At 56.6% G+C, this 20,451-nt stretch carries 3 protein-coding genes; all 3 read left to right on the top strand.

All coding sequences use genetic code 11. The features are described from left to right. Positions 1-268: 268 nt before the first annotated feature. From ACO064_RS02110 to ACO064_RS02100, 3 genes are read left to right on the top strand one after another with little or no spacing between them, the layout of a single operon-like run. Positions 269-17,041, top strand: a complete 16,773-nt coding sequence (locus ACO064_RS02110; RefSeq protein ID WP_421825768.1) for a gliding motility-associated C-terminal domain-containing protein — start codon at positions 269-271, stop codon at positions 17,039-17,041. A 5-nt stretch (positions 17,042-17,046) separates the two neighbouring features. Further along, positions 17,047-18,036 (top strand): type IX secretion system membrane protein PorP/SprF, encoded by a 990-nt coding sequence (locus ACO064_RS02105; protein WP_421825767.1) that lies wholly within the window; start codon positions 17,047-17,049, stop codon positions 18,034-18,036. Between the two features lie 35 nt (positions 18,037-18,071). Beyond that, on the top strand, positions 18,072-20,441 hold the full coding sequence (locus ACO064_RS02100) for an OmpA family protein (protein ID WP_421825766.1): 2,370 nt from the start codon (positions 18,072-18,074) through the stop codon (positions 20,439-20,441). The last annotated feature ends 10 nt before the right edge of the window (positions 20,442-20,451 follow it).

The raw sequence follows: 20,451 nt of genomic DNA, 5'->3' as shown, positions 1-20,451 counted from the left end.
CTTTTATCGTCAACATAAGTCTGAAATAGAGGTACACGCTGTTTGCTGGCGAAGTCTGTCGGAAACAGAACTAAAAGGTCATCAGATGAAAAGAACATCTACTTTGCGTGCAGACAGAAATGGGCAGACAAATACGAAGTGCAACCACTACACGATTCCGGTAGTCCTGCGTGCTTCATTTGCCCCGGAAGCAACTCGGCGTCATACATTAGTAAACAATAATTGGTTGTCAAAACAATTAAATGGATTGTTTTCTAAACAATCAATCATGGCGTCCCATCGTCTGTGGCAAACGATTCTTGTACTGTTGGTCAGCGTCGGAGTGGTGGTTGCTCAGAACCCCAATGTATATGTTCACAAGAAAATCGATAATGCCCACCCAGCTTTAAATGAGATCGTTTCATACACCATTGTGGTGGGAAATGACGGAAGCGGCCCGGCGAATGGCGTTGTGGTAAAAGACGACCTGTCAACTGGTGCTCAATACAGTACGCACACGGTTTTACGGGGTTCCGGGTTGTTTACGCCGGCCAGTGGTAACTGGAACATTGGCGTTCTGGCTGCGGGTGATTCGGTTATACTGGAATTAAAGGCGAAAGTACTGGAGCGGGGCGTTTGGTTCAATACCGCCGAGGTGACGGAAATGCAGGGTACGGATCCCAACTCGGTGCCCAATAATCATGATTTATCGGAAGACGACATTGCACTGACCTGTTTTTCCGTACCGATTCAATGGTACGCCGGAGATGAATTTACGGTTTCCATTCCAATACCGCTAACGAATGTTCAATGGACCCGAAATGGGCTAAGCCAGTTTTCGGCAGATCAGGCCGTGGCGACGGGGAGTACATTGGTCATCAAATCGATTGGTACCTATTCTTTTACGGGAATGTTCGGAAGCTGCCCGGTGGGTGGCTGTTGTGCTATAGAAGTCATCCCGGGGCCGGAGTGCCAGATTCTTGCCACGGCCAGTGCCAATCCAACGTGTGAAGCCAGCCCATTGGTGTTGAGTGCAACTGCCCAGGGAGGAACCGCACCGTACCAATATGCCTGGACTGGGCCTAATGGTTTTTCGAAAACCGGTCAAAACCAGACCATTCCTGTGTCGACGACCGCGAATGCGGGGGTGTATACGGTGAAAATAACCGATGCAACCGGTTGCACGGCCTTGTCCAGTACAACCGCTTTAATTGGCACTTTACCAATTGCCATTTGTAACTCTCCGGTTTGCGAAGGAGGAACCATTACCTTGTCGGCAACCGATGGAGGAGCCACCTATAAATGGTACGGCCCCAACGGTTTTACAAGTTCCCTGCAAAGCCCGACGATTCCCAACGCAACGACCGCCAATACTGGTAGTTATACCGTTGTGATCACGGGAACATCCGTTTGTTCAGGAACCGCCATAACCAGCCTGAAGATTCTGCCAAAACCAACGGTTACTGCATCGGTAAGCGCGAGCACCTGTTTAGGGGGTAGTTTTAGTCTGTCAGCAACCGCGAGTGGGGGAACGCAACCCTACCAATATATTTGGACCGGACCCAATGGTTTTTATGAGACCGGGCAAACGGTGGTGGTGAATAATGCTCAGGTAAGCCATTCCGGTAGTTACACGCTGGCGGTATACAGTCAAAACGGTTGCAGTAATCAGGCGGTAACACAACCGGTAACAGTCAAAGCCTGTATTTGTAATCCATTGGCGGGGGCTTTACCTGCTACCGTTTGTGTGGGCGATATGGTTAGTCTAACAGCAACGAGTGGCTTTAATTCGTATAGTTGGAAAGGTCCAAACGGCTTTAGTTCGTCCGTTCAAAATCCGGTGATTACCAACGCACAATTGACCCATAACGGCAGTTATACGCTGACGGTAGCGGGTTCTAATTGTACGGGTACTGCTACTGTCAATGTGACCGTTCAAGGCGTGCCATTCCCACAGGTGTCTTCGTCTACAGCCTGTGTAGGCACGACTGTAACGATTCTATTGACATCAGCAGGTGGTAATTCATATCTGTGGCGCGGCCCCAATGGTTATTCGAGCACCCAGCAGAACCCGGTGATCAATAATGCGACGGGTGCCCACAATGGCACCTACAGTGTGACGGTGACCAGCGGCAGCGGTTGTACGGCGGTGGGCAGCACCCCGGTGGTGGTGGGGACGTGTCCCAATCCCCCCTGCAGTCTGTCGGGTACGGTCGTGTCCTCCCAGACGGCAGTGTGTTCGGGGGGCAGTGTGGTGCTGATGGCCAGTGCCACGGGTCAAACCGGCTCGGTGAGTTATGCCTGGAGTGGCGGTTTGGGCAGTGGCAGCAGTGTAACGGTGTCGAACCTGACGACGACCAGTACGTATACGGTGGTGATCACCGACGGAGCGGGGTGCAGTGTAACCAGAACCGTCACGGTGGTGGTGAATCCTTTGCCGGTGGTATCGGCTTCTTCGTCCACCACCTGCGTGGGGACGGTGGCCTCGCTGAGCCTAACGGCCTCGGGCGGGGTGTCGTATCTGTGGCGCGGCCCCAACGGCTACAGTAGCACTCAGCAGAACCCGGTGATCGCCAATGCGACGGGTGCCCACAATGGCACCTACAGTGTGACGGTGACCAGCGGCAGCGGTTGTACGGCGGTGGGCAGCACCCCGGTGGTGGTGGGGACGTGTCCCAATTCCCCCTGCAGTCTGTCGGGTACGGTCGTGTCCTCCCAGACGGCAGTGTGTTCGGGGGGCAGTGTGGTGCTGATGGCCAGTGCCACGGGTCAAACCGGCTCGGTGAGTTATGCCTGGAGTGGCGGTTTGGGCAGTGGCAGCAGTGTAACGGTGTCGAACCTGACGACGACCAGTACGTATACGGTGGTGATCACCGACGGAGCGGGTTGCAGTGTAACCAGAACCGTCACGGTGGTGGTGAATCCTCTGCCGGTGGTAAGCCAGGTCTCATCTACGACGGGCTGCGTGAACAATTCGGTGCAGGTGTCGCTTTCGTTAACGGCTTCGGGCGGGGTGTCATATCTGTGGCGCGGCCCGAATGGCTATTCGAGCACCCAGCAGAACCCGGTGATCGCCAATGCGACGGGTGCCCACAGTGGCACTTACAGTGTGACGGTAACCAGCGGCAGTGGTTGTACGGCGGTGGGCAGCACCCCGGTGGTGGTGGGCAGTTGTCCGACGGTGCCCTGCAGTCTGTCGGGCACGGTCGTGTCCTCTCAGACGGTGGTGTGTTCGGGGGGCAGTGTGGTGCTGACGGCTTCGGCCACGGGTCAAACCGGCTCGGTGAGTTATCAGTGGAGTGGCGGCTTGGGCAGCGGCAGCAGTGTGAGCGTGTCGAACCTGACGACGACCAGCACCTATACGGTGGTGATCACCGACGGAGCGGGTTGCAGTGTAACGAGAACCGTCACGGTGGTGGTGAATCCTTTGCCGGTGGTAAGCCAGGTCTCATCTACGACGAACTGCGTGAACAATTCGGTGCAGGTGTCGCTTTCGTTAACGGCTTCGGGCGGGGTGTCATATCTGTGGCGCGGCCCGAATGGCTATTCGAGCACCCAGCAGAACCCGGTGATCGCCAATGCGACGGGTGCCCACAGTGGCACCTACAGTGTGACGGTAACCAGCGGCAGTGGTTGTACGGCGGTGGGCAGCACCCCGGTGGTGGTGGGCAGTTGTTCGACAGTGCCCTGTAGTCTGTCGGGCACGGTTGTGTCCTCCCAGACGGCGGTGTGTTCGGGGGGCAGTGTGGTGCTGACGGCCAGTGCCACGGGTCAAACCGGCTCGGTGAGCTACGCCTGGAGTGGCGGCTTAGGCAGCGGCAGCAGTGTGACGGTGTCGAACCTGACGACGACCAGTACGTATACGGTGGTGATCACCGACGGAGCGGGTTGCAGTGTAACCAGAACCGTCACGGTGGTGGTGAATCCTCTGCCGGTGGTATCGGCTTCTTCGTCCACCACCTGCGTGGGGACGGTGGCCTCGCTGAGCCTAACGGCCTCGGGCGGGGTGTCGTATCTGTGGCGCGGCCCCAACGGCTACAGTAGCACTCAGCAGAACCCGGTGATCGCCAATGCGACGGGTGCCCACAATGGCACCTACAGTGTGACGGTGACCAGCGGCAGCGGTTGTACGGCGGTGGGCAGCACCCCGGTGGTGGTGGGGACGTGTCCCAATTCCCCCTGCAGTCTGTCGGGTACGGTCGTGTCCTCCCAGACGGCAGTGTGTTCGGGGGGCAGTGTGGTGCTGACGGCCAGTGCCACGGGTCAAACCGGCTCGGTGAGTTATCAGTGGAGTGGCGGCTTGGGCAGCGGCAGCAGTGTGAGCGTGTCGAACCTGACGACGACCAGCACCTATACGGTGGTGATCACCGACGGAGCGGGTTGCAGTGTAACGAGAACCGTCACGGTGGTGGTGAATCCTTTGCCGGTGGTAAGCCAGGTCTCATCTACGACGAACTGCGTGAACAATTCGGTGCAGGTGTCGCTTTCGTTAACGGCTTCGGGCGGGGTGTCATATCTGTGGCGCGGCCCGAATGGCTATTCGAGCACCCAGCAGAACCCGGTGATCGCCAATGCGACGGGTGCCCACAGTGGCACCTACAGTGTGACGGTAACCAGCGGCAGTGGTTGTACGGCGGTGGGCAGCACCCCGGTGGTGGTGGGCAGTTGTTCGACAGTGCCCTGTAGTCTGTCGGGCACGGTTGTGTCCTCCCAGACGGCGGTGTGTTCGGGGGGCAGTGTGGTGCTGACGGCCAGTGCCACGGGTCAAACCGGCTCGGTGAGCTACGCCTGGAGTGGCGGCTTAGGCAGCGGCAGCAGTGTGACGGTGTCGAACCTGACGACGACCAGTACGTATACGGTGGTGATCACCGACGGAGCGGGTTGCAGTGTAACGAGAACCGTCACGGTGGTGGTGAATCCTTTGCCGGTGGTAAGCCAGGTCTCATCTACGACGAACTGCGTGAACAATTCGGTGCAGGTGTCGCTTTCGTTAACGGCTTCGGGCGGGGTGTCATATCTGTGGCGCGGCCCCAATAGTTATTCGAGCACCCAGCAGAACCCGGTGATCGCCAATGCGACGGGTGCCCACAGTGGCACCTACAGTGTGACGGTAACCAGCGGCAGCGGTTGTACGGCGGTGGGCAGCACCCCGGTGGTGGTAGGCACGTGTCCCAATCCCCCCTGTAGTCTGTCGGGCACGGTTGTGTCCTCCCAGACGGCGGTGTGTTCGGGGGGCAGTGTGGTGCTGACGGCCAGTGCCACGGGTCAAACCGGCTCGGTGAGCTACGCCTGGAGTGGCGGCTTAGGCAGCGGCAGCAGTGTGACGGTGTCGAACCTGACGACGACCAGTACGTATACGGTGGTGATCACCGACGGAGCGGGTTGCAGTGTAACCAGAACCGTCACGGTGGTGGTGAATCCTTTGCCGGTGGTATCGGCTTCTTCGTCCACCACCTGCGTGGGGACGGTGGCCTCGCTGAGCCTAACGGCCTCGGGCGGGGTGTCGTATCTGTGGCGCGGCCCCAACGGCTACAGTAGCACTCAGCAGAACCCGGTGATCGCCAATGCGACGGGTGCCCACAATGGCACCTACAGTGTGACGGTGACCAGCGGCAGCGGTTGTACGGCGGTGGGCAGCACCCCGGTGGTGGTGGGCAGTTGTCCCACACCCCCCTGCAGTCTGTCGGGCACGGTCGTGTCCTCACAGACAGCAGTGTGTTCGGGGGGCAGTGTGATGCTGACGGCCAGTGCCAGCAATGCGGTAGGGAGTGTAAGTTATCAATGGAGTGGCGGTTTGGGCAGTGGCAGCAGTGTAACGGTGTCGAACCTGACGTCAACGAGCACGTATACGGTGGTGATCACCGACGACGGTTCGGGGTGCAGTATCACCCGCACGGTGACCGTCACCGTGAATCCTTTGCCGGTGGTGAGCCAGGTGTCGGCCACGACAGCCTGTGTGAATGGAACATCGGTGAGTGTGTCTTTGAATCTGGGTGCCTCGGGCGGAGTGTCGTATCTGTGGCGCGGCCCGAATGGCTATTCGAGCAATCAGCAGAACCCGGTGATCGCCAATGCGACGAGTGCCCACGGTGGCACTTACAGCGTGACGGTAACCAGCGGCAGTGGTTGTACGGCGGTGGGCAGCACCCCGGTGGTGGTGGGCAGTTGTCCGACGGTGCCCTGCAGTCTGTCGGGCACGGTCGTGTCCTCTCAGACGGCAGTGTGTTCGGGGGGCAGTGTGGTGCTGACGGCCAGTGCCAGCAATGCGGTAGGGAGTGTAAGTTATCAGTGGAGTGGCGGCTTAGGCAGCGGCAGCAGTGTGAGCGTGTCGAACCTGACGACGACCAGTACGTATACGGTGGTGATCACCGACGACGGTTCGGGGTGCAGTATCACCCGCACGGTGACCGTCACCGTGAATCCTTTGCCGGTGGTGAGCCAGGTGTCGGCCACGACAGCCTGTGTGAATGGAACATCGGTGAGTGTGTCTTTGAATCTGGGTGCCTCGGGCGGAGTGTCGTATCTGTGGCGCGGCCCGAATGGCTATTCGAGCACTCAGCAGAACCCGGTGATCGCCAATGCGACGGGTGCCCACAGTGGCACCTACAGTGTGACGGTGACCAGCGGCAGTGGTTGTACGGCGGTGGGCAGCACCCCGGTGGTGGTGGGCAGTTGTTCGACAGTGCCCTGTAGTCTGTCGGGTACGGTCGTGTCCTCCCAGACGGCGGTGTGTTCGGGGGGCAGTGTGGTGTTGACGGCTTCGGCCACGGGTCAAACCGGCTCGGTGAGCTATGCCTGGAGTGGCGGTTTGGGCAGTGGCAGCAGTGTGAGCGTGTCGAACCTGACGACGACCAGCACCTATACGGTGGTGATCACCGACGGGGCGGGTTGCAGTATCACCCGGACGGTGACCGTCACCGTAAATCCTTTGCCGGTGGTAAGCCAGGTCTCATCTACGACGGGCTGCGTGAACAATTCGGTGCAGGTGTCGCTGAGCCTAACGGCCTCGGGCGGTGTTTCCTACGTTTGGCGCGGCCCCAATAGTTATTCGAGCACCCAGCAGAACCCGGTGATCGCCAATGCGACGGGTGCCCACAGTGGCACCTACAGTGTGACGGTGACCAGCGGCAGTGGTTGTACGGCGGTGGGCAGCACCCCGGTGGTGGTGGGCAGTTGTCCCACACCCCCCTGCAGTCTGTCGGGCACGGTCGTGTCCTCACAGACGGCGGTGTGTTCGGGGGGCAGTGTGGTGCTGACGGCCAGTGCCAGCAATGCGGTAGGGAGTGTAAGTTATCAATGGAGTGGCGGCTTGGGCAGCGGCAGCAGTGTGAATGCAACCACGGCCCACAATGGCACCTACAGTGTGACGGTGACCAGCGGCAGTGGCTGTACGGCGGTGGGCAGCACCCCGGTGGTGGTAGGCACGTGTCCCAATCCCCCCTGCAGTCTGTCGGGCACGGTCGTGTCCTCACAGACGGCGGTGTGTTCGGGGGGCAGTGTGGTGCTGACGGCCAGTGCCAGCAATGCGGTAGGGAGTGTAAGTTATCAATGGAGTGGTGGCTTGGGCAGTGGCAGCAGTGTGAGCGTGTCGAACCTGACGACGACCAGTACGTATACAGTGGTGATCACCGACGGTTCGGGGTGCAGTATCACCCGCACGGTGACGGTCACCGTGAATCCTTTGCCGGTGGTATCGGCTTCTTCGTCCACTACCTGCGTGGGGACGGTGGCCTCGCTGAGCCTAACGGCCTCGGGCGGTGTTTCCTACGTTTGGCGCGGCCCCAACGGCTACAGTAGCACTCAGCAGAACCCGGTGATTGCCAATGCGACGGGTGCCCACAATGGCACCTACAGCGTGACGGTGACCAGCGGCAGTGGTTGTACGGCGGTGGGCAGCACCCCGGTGGTGGTAGGGACGTGTCCCACACCCCCCTGTAGTCTGTCGGGCACGGTCGTGTCCTCACAGACGGCGGTGTGTTCGGGGGGCAGTGTGGTGCTGACGGCCAGTGCCAGCAATGCGGTAGGGAGTGTAAGTTATCAATGGAGTGGCGGCTTGGGCAGCGGTAGCAGTGTGAGCGTGTCGAACCTGACGACGACCAGTACGTATACCGTGGTGATCACCGACGGTTCGGGGTGCAGTATCACCCGGACGGTGACCGTCACCGTGAATCCTTTGCCGGTGGTGAGCCAGGTCTCGTCTACGACGAACTGCGTGAACAATTCGGTGCAGGTGTCGCTGTCGTTAACGGCCTCGGGCGGGGTGTCGTATCTGTGGCGCGGCCCCAATGGTTATTCGAGTACTCAGCAGAACCCGGTGATTGCCAATGCGACGGGTGCCCACAGTGGCACCTACAGCGTGACGGTGACCAGCGGCAGTGGTTGTACGGCGGTGGGCAGCACCCCGGTGGTGGTAGGCACGTGTCCCACACCCCCCTGTAGTCTGTCGGGCACGGTCGTGTCCTCCCAGACGGCAGTGTGTTCGGGGGGCAGTGTGGTGCTGACGGCCAGTGCCAGCAATGCGGTAGGGAGTGTAAGTTATCAATGGAGTGGCGGCTTGGGCAGCGGCAGCAGTGTGAGCGTGTCGAACCTGACGACGACCAGCACGTATACGGTGGTGATCACCGACGGTTCGGGGTGCAGTATCACCCGGACGGTGACCGTCACCGTGAATCCTTTGCCGGTGGTATCGGCTTCTTCGTCCACTACCTGCGTGGGGACGGTGGCCTCGCTGAGCCTAACGGCCTCGGGCGGTGTTTCCTACGTTTGGCGCGGCCCCAACGGCTACAGTAGCACTCAGCAGAACCCGGTGATTGCCAATGCGACGGGTGCCCACAATGGCACCTACAGCGTGACGGTGACCAGCGGCAGTGGTTGTACGGCGGTGGGCAGCACCCCGGTGGTGGTGGGCAGTTGTTCGACAGTGCCCTGTAGTCTGTCGGGTACGGTCGTGTCCTCTCAGACGGCAGTGTGTTCGGGGGGAAGTGTGGTACTGACGGCTTCGGCCACGGGTCAAACCGGCAGTGTGAGCTATGCCTGGAGTGGCGGCTTGGGCAGCGGCAGCAGTGTGAGCGTGTCGAACCTGACGACGACCAGTACGTATACAGTGGTGATCACCGACGGTTCGGGTTGCAGTGTAACCAGAACCGTCACGGTGGTGGTGAATCCTTTGCCGGTGGTATCGGCTTCTTCGTCCACCACCTGCGTGGGGACGGTGGCCTCGCTGAGCCTAACGGCCTCGGGCGGTGTTTCCTACGTTTGGAAAGGCCCCAACGGTTATAGCAGCACTCAGCAGAACCCGGTGATCAATAATGCGACGGGTGCCCACAATGGCACCTACAGTGTGACGGTGACCAGCGGCAGCGGTTGTACGGCGGTGGGCAGCACCCCGGTGGTGGTAGGGACGTGTCCCAATCCCCCCTGCAGTTTGTCGGGAACGGTTGTGTCCTCGCAGACGGCAGTGTGTTCGGGGGGCAGTGTGGTGCTGACGGCCAGTGCTACGGGTCAAACCGGCTCGGTGAGCTATGCCTGGAGTGGCGGTTTGGGCAGTGGCAGCAGTGTGAGCGTGTCGAACCTGACGACGACCAGCACGTATACCGTGGTGATCACCGACGGTTCGGGGTGCAGTGTAACCAGAACCGTCACGGTGGTGGTGAATCCTTTGCCGGTGGTGAGCCAGGTCTCATCTACGACGGGCTGCGTGAACAATTCGGTGCAGGTGTCGCTGAGCCTAACGGCCTCGGGCGGTGTTTCCTACGTTTGGAAAGGCCCCAACGGCTACAGTAGCACTCAGCAGAACCCGGTGATCGCCAATGCGACGGGTGCCCACAATGGCACTTACAGTGTGACGGTGACCAGCGGCAGTGGTTGTACGGCGGTGGGCAGCACCCCGGTGGTGGTGGGCAGTTGTTCGACAGTGCCCTGCAGTCTGTCGGGGACAGTCGTGTCCTCGCAGACGGCAGTGTGTTCGGGGGGCAGTGTGGTGCTGATGGCCAGTGCCACGGGTCAAACCGGCTCGGTGAGTTATGCCTGGAGTGGTGGTTTAGGCAGCGGCAGCAGTGTGACGGTGTCGAACCTGACGACGACCAGCACCTATACGGTGGTGATCACCGACGGAGCGGGTTGCAGTGTAACTAAAACCGTCACGGTGGTGGTGAATCCTTTGCCGGTGGTATCGGCTTCTTCGTCCACTACCTGCGTGGGGACGGTGGCCTCGCTGAGTCTAACGGCCTCGGGTGGTGTTTCCTACGTTTGGAAAGGCCCCAACGGTTATAGCAGCACTCAGCAGAACCCGGTGATCGCCAATGCGACGAGTGCCCACGGTGGCACTTACAGCGTGACGGTAACCAGCGGCAGTGGTTGTACGGCGGTGGGCAGCACCCCGGTGGTAGTAGGGACGTGTCCCACACCCCCCTGTAGTCTGTCGGGTACGGTCGTGTCCTCTCAGACGGCAGTGTGTTCGGGGGGCAGTGTGGTACTGACGGCTTCGGCCACGGGTCAAACCGGCAGTGTGAGCTATGCCTGGAGTGGCGGCTTGGGCAGCGGCAGCAGTGTGAGCGTGTCGAACCTGACGACGACCAGTACGTATACGGTGGTGATCACCGACGGAGCGGGGTGCAGTGTGACCAGAACCGTCACGGTGGTGGTGAATCCAGACCTACCGGAAAAACCGCAGATATCGGTTTCGCCCTCGGTAACCACTTGTTTGGGTGGATCCGTAACCCTAACGGCCACCGGTGTTAACGGGACTAGCTTCCAGTGGACAGGCTCCGGGTTGTCGTCGTCAACGGGTTCTGTAGTAACCGTTACTCCGTCGGTTGTCGGGAGTCAGGTTTATACCGTAACACAAACCATAAATGGCTGCCAAAGTCCGGCATCGGAAAGTGTAACCATAACCGGAGTTGAGTGTACAACCTGCGTAGCACCAACTCCGACCATCACGTGTACGACTACGGATATTTGTCCGGGCGATGCCGTTGAGTTGCACGCATCTGATTGTGCCGGAATTATTATTTGGTCGACAGGGGCTACGGGACAAAGTCTTATTGTATCTCCCTTTACATCAACGACCTACACCGCTCAGTGTAAATTGCCCAACTGCATCAGTGGTCCTTCTAAAGCGATTGTAATCCGGGTTTCTGACCCCCAACCACCAACGATTACGGCCAATGCGGTTGATGTTTGTGTCGGAGGAACAGTGAGTCTGACCGCAACCGGCTGTGAAGGGAAAGTAATCTGGTCAACAGGAGCTACCGGATCGGTGCTAACCGTTACGCCGGATGGGCCAACGACCTATTACGCCAATTGCCGCATTCACAATTGCATCAGCGGACCCTCGCCGGGCATAACGATCCGAACAGGGCCAATGCCGAGACCGCACATAAGCAGCAGTATCAATACTGTATGTCCAGGAGAAAACACAATCCTGTCGGTTTCAGGTTGTAGCGGTATTCCGATGTGGTCGACGGGTGAGACAACAGGAACGATTGCTGTGGCACCCAATGAAACCACTTCCTACACGGTGGTCTGTAAGCAGGGTTCCTGTATCAGTCAGGTATCGGATGTCTATACCATTACAGTTGTGAAACCACAGCCTCCGCAGGTCGACATCAGCGCTGACGTGGTTTGTCTGGGCGGTTCGGTACAATTGACCGCCATGGGATGCTCAGGTACGGTAATCTGGTCTCACAATGCAACCGGTTCCAGTGTCAGCGTCATACCAACCAGTAATGTAACGTATCGGGCTACCTGCAAAGTAGGAAATTGTTCGAGCGATCCGTCTCAGCCCCTTTCGGTGACGGTTGTCAATCCGGCGGCTCCCATTATCAAGTCTGACAAGACACTGATCTGTGCGGGTGAAGTCGTTACCCTGACGGCAGAAGGTTGTCGGGGTGGACAGGTTGTTTGGTCAAATGGTTCGACGGGCAATAGCCTTACGTTGATGCCGGGAGCGACCACCAACTACACCGCTCAGTGTAAAGAATACACTTGCAGCAGTGTCGCGTCAAATGCGATCACGATCAATGTTACCAACAGCAATGCGCCAACGCCAACGGTTACGGCATCTGCAACGCTCATTTGCCAGGGTCAGCCGGTTACATTGACAGCCTCGGGTTGTGAGGGCGGAACGGTAATCTGGTCGACGAATGCGACGGGTAACAGCCTGGTGGTGAATCCAGCGCAGACAACCGAATATTATGCGGCCTGTAAAATGAATACCGGTTGTAATGGAACGCCCGCGAAAGTGACGGTGCAGGTCAATACCCCCGCCAAACCAACCATCCGGGTTTGTAAATGTACGGATGGACACATTTGTCCCGGCGACGAAATCCGTTTGACCGTTGAAGGTTGCAGCGGAGTTCCCCTTTGGTCGAATGGCGCAACGACCACCAGCATTCTGGTTTCTCCGACCGAGACAACGGTTTACACGGTAGTTTGCCAGAACCATCCCTGCACGAGTCCTCCTTCCGAAGCTTACACCGTGGTCGTCAACACGCCCGCTTCTCCGGTCGTCTGGGCTTCTAAAACGGATATCGAACCGGGCGAAACGGTTGTATTATCCGCTACCGGTTGCGCCGGTGGTCAGATTATCTGGTCGACAGGGGCGACGGGTAGCAGCATCGAAGTGAATCCTACGACAACGACCAGTTATTACGCCCACTGCAAGATCAAGAGTTGTTTGAGCGAACCAACTCCGGTCATTGTTAAAATTAAAGGGGAGTGCGACGTTCCGGTTCCGCAGATTTCCGCGTCGACGCCCGCAGTTTGCTACGGTGGTTCCGTCACGCTGACGGCTACCGGGTGTACGAATGGTACGGTTATCTGGTCGAATGGTGAAACGGGGAACAGCATAACCATCAATAATATTACCGGAAACCGCCCCTTCACCGCCATCTGTCAAGTGAATGAGGAATGTAAAAGTGTGGTTTCAAATGCCATTAGTGTATCGGTCGTCACGCTCAATCCGCCAACTATTGCTACCAATAGGGAAACCCTCTGTCCGGGAGAAAGCGCGAAATTGACCGCCGTTGGTTGTGTTGGTACGGTAACCTGGTCGACGGGCGGAACGGGAATCAGCATCGATATTCAGCCGGAAACGACAACCAACTACTGGGTGACGTGTTCGCTGGGCAGTTGTGTGAGTGAAAAATCACCGCTGAGTACGGTAAAAGTAGGTGCTCCGGTTTCGCCAACCATTACAGCCAGCACGACAAATGTATGCTTTGGCGAGGCCGTAACGCTGACCGCTGCCGGTTGTCCGGATGGAACGGTAGTCTGGTCTAATAATCAGGTCGGTTCTGTACTACTCCTTACTCCCGAAGCATCGGCTACCTACTCGGCTATCTGTACGACATCGAATGCCTGCAAAAGCGGGAAATCGAATGAGGTGGCAGTTTCGGTCAACCCGAAAGTGGCAAAACCGCAGGTCATTAACCTAACGAACCAATGCCCCTTTGCTACGGCCGATTTAACGAAAGCCACCAGCAGTTCGGTGTCGCTCGCAGGAAGCGTATTTGAGTTCTATACCAGTGCTACATCCGATCAGGCCAGTAGGGTATCGAATCCGAAGTCGGTTGAGGCCGGCACCTATTATGTTGTCGAGAAAACGACAACCGGGTGCTACAGTGTGGCAAGTCCGGTTATGGTGGTGATTATCAATTGCAACGACGTTGATCTTTGTAAGACCAATCCGGCTACGGCATCGGCAGGTCCGGATGCAACCATCTGTTCCGCCAAAGAATACAAGCTGAATGGCGTTATTGGCGGGGCTGCTACCAGCGCGGTTTGGACCAGCAGCGGGACGGGTACGTTTGACAACGCTTCTTTACTGGACGCAACCTATAAACCGTCTCTGGCAGACGTCAATGCCGGGTTTGTTAACCTGACGTTCACCACGAACGACCCCGATGGAACCGGTTCCTGTAAGGCGGCCCAGTCATCACTGAAACTGACGATTGAAGGACTAAAAGTTCAGCCAACCATTGAGCCTGTGAACGCGGTCGTGTGCCACGGAGATTCCGTCTTTTTACGTGCTTTGCCCGACGGGTATAAATACAGCTGGAATACGATGGCGACAACGCAAAGTATTTTCGTAAAAGCCAGTGGTACCTACTCCGTCCAGTTGGTCGATAGCAAGGGCTGCACGTCAATCTCTTCCGAAGGGGTGGCGGTAACGGTTAAAGCACCGATCGAATCGCCGATTGCGCCGATGATGGCCCGGAATACGTGTCCGGGATCCACCGTGGATCTGGTTAAACTGGTTGAAAACGAACCATTTACGCCCGGTGGTGAGTTCGAATTCCACATTGCGGATGATCCGTCCTCACCGGTTGTGATGCGCCCGGATTCGGTCGGTCGCGGGGTGTTCTATGCTTTCGAGCGCAGCAATGCAGGCTGTTACAGTGCGTCGACCATGATCGATGTGGCCATCTTTGACTGCACGACAGACACTTGCCGGTCCGATCTATACGTTACCTACACGGTCGACAAGGAGCATCCTAAAGTAGGCGAGGTGGTGACGTTTGCCGTCAAACTGGGCAACAAAGGAGCATGTCCGGCCACGCACAGCGACATCCGGATTATTCTGCCGACTGGCCTGGAACTGGTATCGCCGGGTAATCTGGTGGTTGATGCCCACGGCCACCTCGGGGCCTGGATTCCGGTTCTTTCGGCGAATGAAGAAATCACGTACTACTATTCCGTTCGCGTTCTGACCAAAGGGCCGATTGCCAATCTGGTAGAAATTACGTACCTCGACCAGTTGGATCCGAATCTGGCCAATAATAAAGCCTCCATTACCATTGAGGACTCTACACCGACGCTGTCGATGAAGGTGGGGCTGGCGAAAGCACTCAAAGGTGTTCAACAGAAAGAGGAGACTTTGTTTGAGTTTACCTACGACCTGGCCATCACCAACTACAGTGATCAGGATGCCACGCAGGTTCAGGTAACGGATGACGTTCAGTCGGTCTTCGATCCTCATGTCATCGAATCCGTCGCGGCCTCCGTCGATCCGGCTTCGTCGCTCAAATTGAACTTAGGCTATTCGGGCTGGGTTGGAAATACGCAACTTCTGAACAGCGGAAGTGTCGTCAAGGCCGGGGCAACGGAGCATATTCTGTTGAAGGTTAATGTCCGGCTTCACCCGGATGGCAGCCTGACGAAAACGTTCCTGAACAAAGCCTACTTGTTGGCGAAGCTCAACGACCTGGAGGTCAACGACGCTTCGACAAACGGAGCCAGCGCCGATCCTGACCATGACGGCAACCCGAATAACAACAGCGAATCGACTCCGGGTAAATTTGACTCGGCACCACCGTCGCCGATCGGTGTTGCCCTGGCCGTAACGAACATCGTTCAGCAAGCCGACAGCAGTTATAACGTCACACTGAAAGTAACCGTTAAAAATTACGGTACGGTTGACCTGAAACAGGTGCAACTGGCTGATAGTCTGGTGTCTGGCTTTACTGCCCCGGTTTCCTACAGTGTGGTGAGTCCGCCGGTGGTTGGTGCCGGAAGCACGCTGAAACCGAACGTCAATTACAACGGCAGTGATTTGTCATCACTCCTGGATGGCGCCCATAGCAGCCTGGCGGCTGGTGCTTCCGACACGGTTCTGGTGACGATCAATGTTAAGCCCACCGGTGAGATGGGGCCGTTCTATACGCAGGTCGTTGGGTCAGGTGTTCATGCGGATTCTCTCGTGACGGATTTGTCGAACAACGGGTTTAACCCGGCACCCATTGGAAGCGTGCCTACCGGATTCCGGTTCGATCTGCCGCCTTCGCTGCTGGGCGTAGCCAAATCGGTCAGCAAACTGGAAGATTTGGGATCGGGAGTCTACAACGTCACCTATACCATTAAGCTGACGAACCTCGGCTCGGATGATCTGAAGAATGTTCAGGTCGTCGACAACCTGACCGAAACCTTCGGCAACGATGTTTTGATCGGTCCCGGCAAGCCAACCCTGACGGCAGAGGCTGGTCTGACAGTGGACTCGACGTATACGGGACAAGGAATGTTGACCCACCTGCTGGTCGACTCCCTGAGTACGTTGCCGAGAGGAGCTTCCCGCAGTGTCAACCTGACCGTACGGGTCGATGTCCGCAACAGCCCCAAAAATATCTACCACAATAGCGCCATTGCCAATGCGGTTACGCTCAATGGCAGTACGATGCTGACCGACACCTCGACGGCTGGTTCCAATGCTGATCCGGACAATGACCTTGATCCGAGAAATAACAACACGCCAACCGCCGTGACCCTGCTCGGCTTGCCGGTGACACCGAATATTGGGGTAGCGATGGCCGTGAAGGACACGACGCGGCAAACCGATGGCAGCTATAACGTGACGTACCAGATTATTGTGAAGAACTACGGATCGACGGACTTCACGGACGTGCAGGTGAGCGATCAACTGTCGGAGGTGTTCAATGCCACCACCGGAGCTACCTACAGCGTGGTTGGTACACCGGTTATTTCAGCGGGAAGCGGTTTGCAAAGTAACAGCAGTTTCAACGGCGATGCTGACGCTACCCTTTTGGCGTCAGGAAGCAACCTGGCGGCTGGGAAGAGCGACACCCTGTTGCTGACGCTGAATGTGAAAACCGACGGCCGGACAACACCGTATCTCAACACCGTGTATGCGAAAGCCATGGCGGGAGCCGATACCGTCAGCGACACTTCGACCGATGGTTTTGAACCGGATTTGAATGGAAATAATGATCCGACGGAGGCCGATGAGCGTGTGGCAACGCCCTTGACTTTCAATCCGAATACCAACGAAGTGATGATTCCGGAAGGATTCTCGCCCAACGGAGATAACATCAATGACCTGTTTGTCATCCGAAATACGGGTGGAGCCACGGTTATACTGGAAGTGTTCAACCGCTGGGGGAACACGGTGTATCGGAACCACGATTACAAGAACGACTGGGACGGATCGACCAATACCGGGGTGCGGATTGGCTCAAGTTCCAAAGGATTACCGGATGGTACTTATTTCTACATCGTTGAGTTGAGCGATGGCCGCAAGTTTATACGATACATGACGATTAATCGCTAAAAACAATGATACGCAATTTTACCAGAAAGCTCGGAAAAGTAACACTACTGCTGGTTGGTATAGCCGGTGGTAGCCAGGTTCAGGCACAGCAGGACCACATGTTTTCGCAGTATATGTTCAACATGATGGCCATGAACCCCGCCTATGCCGGGAGCCGCGATGTGTTGAGTATGACCGCGTTGTATCGGAACCAGTGGGGTGGTATTGAAGGTGCCCCGCAGACCACCACCTTCACCATCGATATGCCTGTCAACCGGGAGCGGATTGGCCTGGGTTTGCAATTGTTCAACGATCGGATTGGCGAATACAGCACCACCGGTGCCTATGCCTCGTACGCATTTCGGATCAAAGTGGGGAGCCGTTCAACCCTGGGGCTGGGAATTCAGGCGGGCGCGAGCAGCTTTCAGGCGGATCTTTCTAAAGTCGTAACCGATCGGGGAGATGATCCGGCTTTTGCCCAGAACATCTCTAAAATTCTACCCAACTTTGGTACCGGTATTTACCTGAGCAATGACAAATCGTACATTGGCGTTTCGGTACCGCAGTTGATTAAAAACCGACTGACGGATTATAATTCTGGCTTACAAAAAGCCACGCAGCGTCGTCATGCCTACGCCGTGGCCGGTTTTGTCGTTCGCCTGAGTCCGGTATTGAAATTGAAGCCTTCCACCCTGGTGAAATACGTGGAAGGCGCTCCCCTGGGCATCGACGGAAACCTGAACCTCTGGATTGCAGATCGCATTTCTATTGGTACGTCCTACCGCCGGAATCAGTTTAACAGCTACGAAAGTGCCCTGGACAAGGGCGAAGTCTATAATCAGGATGCGATTGTCGGTATTGTCGAAGTGCAATTGTCAGACCAGTTGCGTCTGGGCTACGCGTATGATCAGATGCTGAATAAACTGAAAACCTTCAAGCTGCCTTCCCACGAAATCATGATTCGGTATGAACTCGGCTTTGGTAAAAACAAAATTTTAACGCCCCGGTATTTCTAGAACCGACCGGAACCGCTGCCAAATTCCCCCAAACCATGCGCTGTTTTTACCTGCTATGTTGTCTGGTCGCTTGCGTTGCCGGGTCAGTAAGGGCGCAGGCGTTGCTCAGGCAGGCGGATCGCCAATTCGATAATCTGTCTTATAGTACGGCCATCGACCTGTATGAGCAAACGCTGAACCGTTCCGAATTGTCGGAAGAGGTGCGACTGGCTACGCTATCGAAACTGGGTTACAGTTACCGGCAGGTTCGGGATACCCAAAACGCCGAACGGGTGTACCGGATTCTGATTGGTCAACTGAAGCAATACCAGAACGAATATGTGCCCTGTTACCTTTACTACGCACAGGCATTGGCCAGCAATGGCAAATACCAGGAGTCGCAGGAAATGTATGACCGCTACAGCAAACTCCAGCAGGATGACCAGCGGGGAAAACAGTTTTCCAAACTCTACCATGACGTTAGTATTCTGTCCCGTAATCCCGGGAATTATAAGATAGAATTTCTGGAAATCAACACCACCCAGGCGGAATTTAGCCCGATGTATTACAAGGAAGGGCTGGTTTTTGTGACGTCCAAAAGGCCGGGAAATGCCTTGAAGCGCGTTTTTAGCTGGGATCATTCGGCTTTCCTGGATCTGTATTATATGCCGGAAGCGGCTTTTAAGGGTGAAACCGTGGCCAGCCTGGGCGGGGCGTCGGCCAGTCAGCGAAAAAAACGGGCGAAGAATCCGCGAATGCTGGGCGAAGATGACTATACCGATCCCACGGCCAATGACAGCCGGACAGTGGGTTTCAGCACGGGAGCCGCAGGGCCATACGCAACGGAGAATTCATCGGAAACCAAACGGTTTGGGGGGACACTGAATACCAAATACCACGAAGGCCCCGTGGCGTTTACGAAAGATGGGTCGAAAGTATTCTTTACCCGCAACAACTATAACAAGGGGAAATACCGCGAGAGCGCCGACGGGATCAACAAACTAAAGCTGTATGTGGCTGAAGAACAGAAAGGTTCCTGGGGAGAAGCGCAGGAATTACCCTTTAACAACGACGACTATTCAACCGGGCATCCGGCTTTGAGCCCGAACGATAAAATGCTGTTTTTTGCGTCGGACCGACCCGGCGGTTTTGGGGGAACGGATTTGTACGTCTCCAGCCTAAAGGACGGAAAATGGTCGGAGCCGCTCAATTTAGGCAAAGACATCAACACCAAAGGAAACGAAATGTTCCCGTTTGTCGACGACCGGGGCAACTTGTACTTCTCGTCCGACGGTCATCCCGGTTTGGGCGATCTCGATATTTTTTATGCCCAGTTGACCGACCAAACGGCGGTGAAATCGGTGCAGAACATCGGCGAACCACTCAATTCTTCGAAAGACGACTTCGGTATCGTCACGGATGGTGCCCGAATGTTGGGGTATCTCAGCAGCAACCGGTTGCGGGGCGGGAGCGACGATGATATTTATCGCTTTAAGCGGGAAGGCTCCCTGTATGCTTGTCGTGAATTGACCATCCATGTGTTTGACAATCAGACCAAACAGCCCCTCGGAAATACCCGGCTTGATCTGGATCAGAAAGACGTTCCGGATGGGAAGCGGCAAACCCAGACCGACAGCGAAGGCAACATCCGGATTTGCCTGGACCCGGAAAGTGATTTTCGGATCACTACAGCCATGACGGGTTATCAGTCCAGCCTGCTGGGGTTTTCGACCAAAGGATTATCCGACGATCAGCCCCTGCGACTGGAAATACCGCTGGACACGGTTCCAATACAGTCTAAACAACCGTTGAAATCGAAGGTGCGGGGACGGATTTTGACCCATACGGAACGGCTGCCCATCGATGGCGTCGAAGTGATTTTGCGAAACCTGTGCGACAGCACGGTTCTGGAAATGGTAACCGGGCCGGATGGCAGCTATGAATTTTTGGTCGATCCCGGTTGTGAATACATCGTTGAGGCCCTGAAAGATTGCATGGGTACCACCGGAGCCCGCATTTCTCCCGCTGCCCATGCCACCACAGAATTGACCATGTTTCGTCAGGGTGATATTATTGAAATCGATAACATCTATTACGACCTCGATCATTGGGATATTCGGCCGGATGCTGCGCTCGAAATGGATAAGCTGGTCGCTTTGATGAAAAAATACCCGGCGATGCGAATCGAGATGCGGTCACATACCGATAGCCGGGGTTCGGCAGTATATAATATCACGCTGTCGATGAACCGGGCGATGGGGGCGGTGACCTATTTACGGAAAAAAGGCATTGCATCCCGCCGAATGAAAGCGACCGGCTACGGCGAAGGCGTGTTGCTGAATACTTGCAAAGACGGCGTGAAGTGTACGGAAGCCGAACATCAGCGCAATCGGCGAACAGAAATTAAGATACTTCAGGTTGAATAGCTTTACTTTG

Source organism: Larkinella sp. (assembly GCF_965227735.1).
Taxonomy (GTDB): Bacteria; Bacteroidota; Bacteroidia; order Cytophagales; family Spirosomataceae; genus Larkinella.
Note: the sequence above shows the minus strand (reverse complement) of the source record. Positions and strands in the feature narration are given on the sequence as shown.

Coding starts and splice junctions, on each gene's coding strand:
- ACO064_RS02110 (WP_421825768.1), top strand. CDS start 269: ATGGCGTCCCATCGTCTGTGGCAAACGATTCTTGTACTGTTGGTCAGC.
- ACO064_RS02105 (WP_421825767.1), top strand. CDS start 17,047: ATGATACGCAATTTTACCAGAAAGCTCGGAAAAGTAACACTACTGCTG.
- ACO064_RS02100 (WP_421825766.1), top strand. CDS start 18,072: ATGCGCTGTTTTTACCTGCTATGTTGTCTGGTCGCTTGCGTTGCCGGG.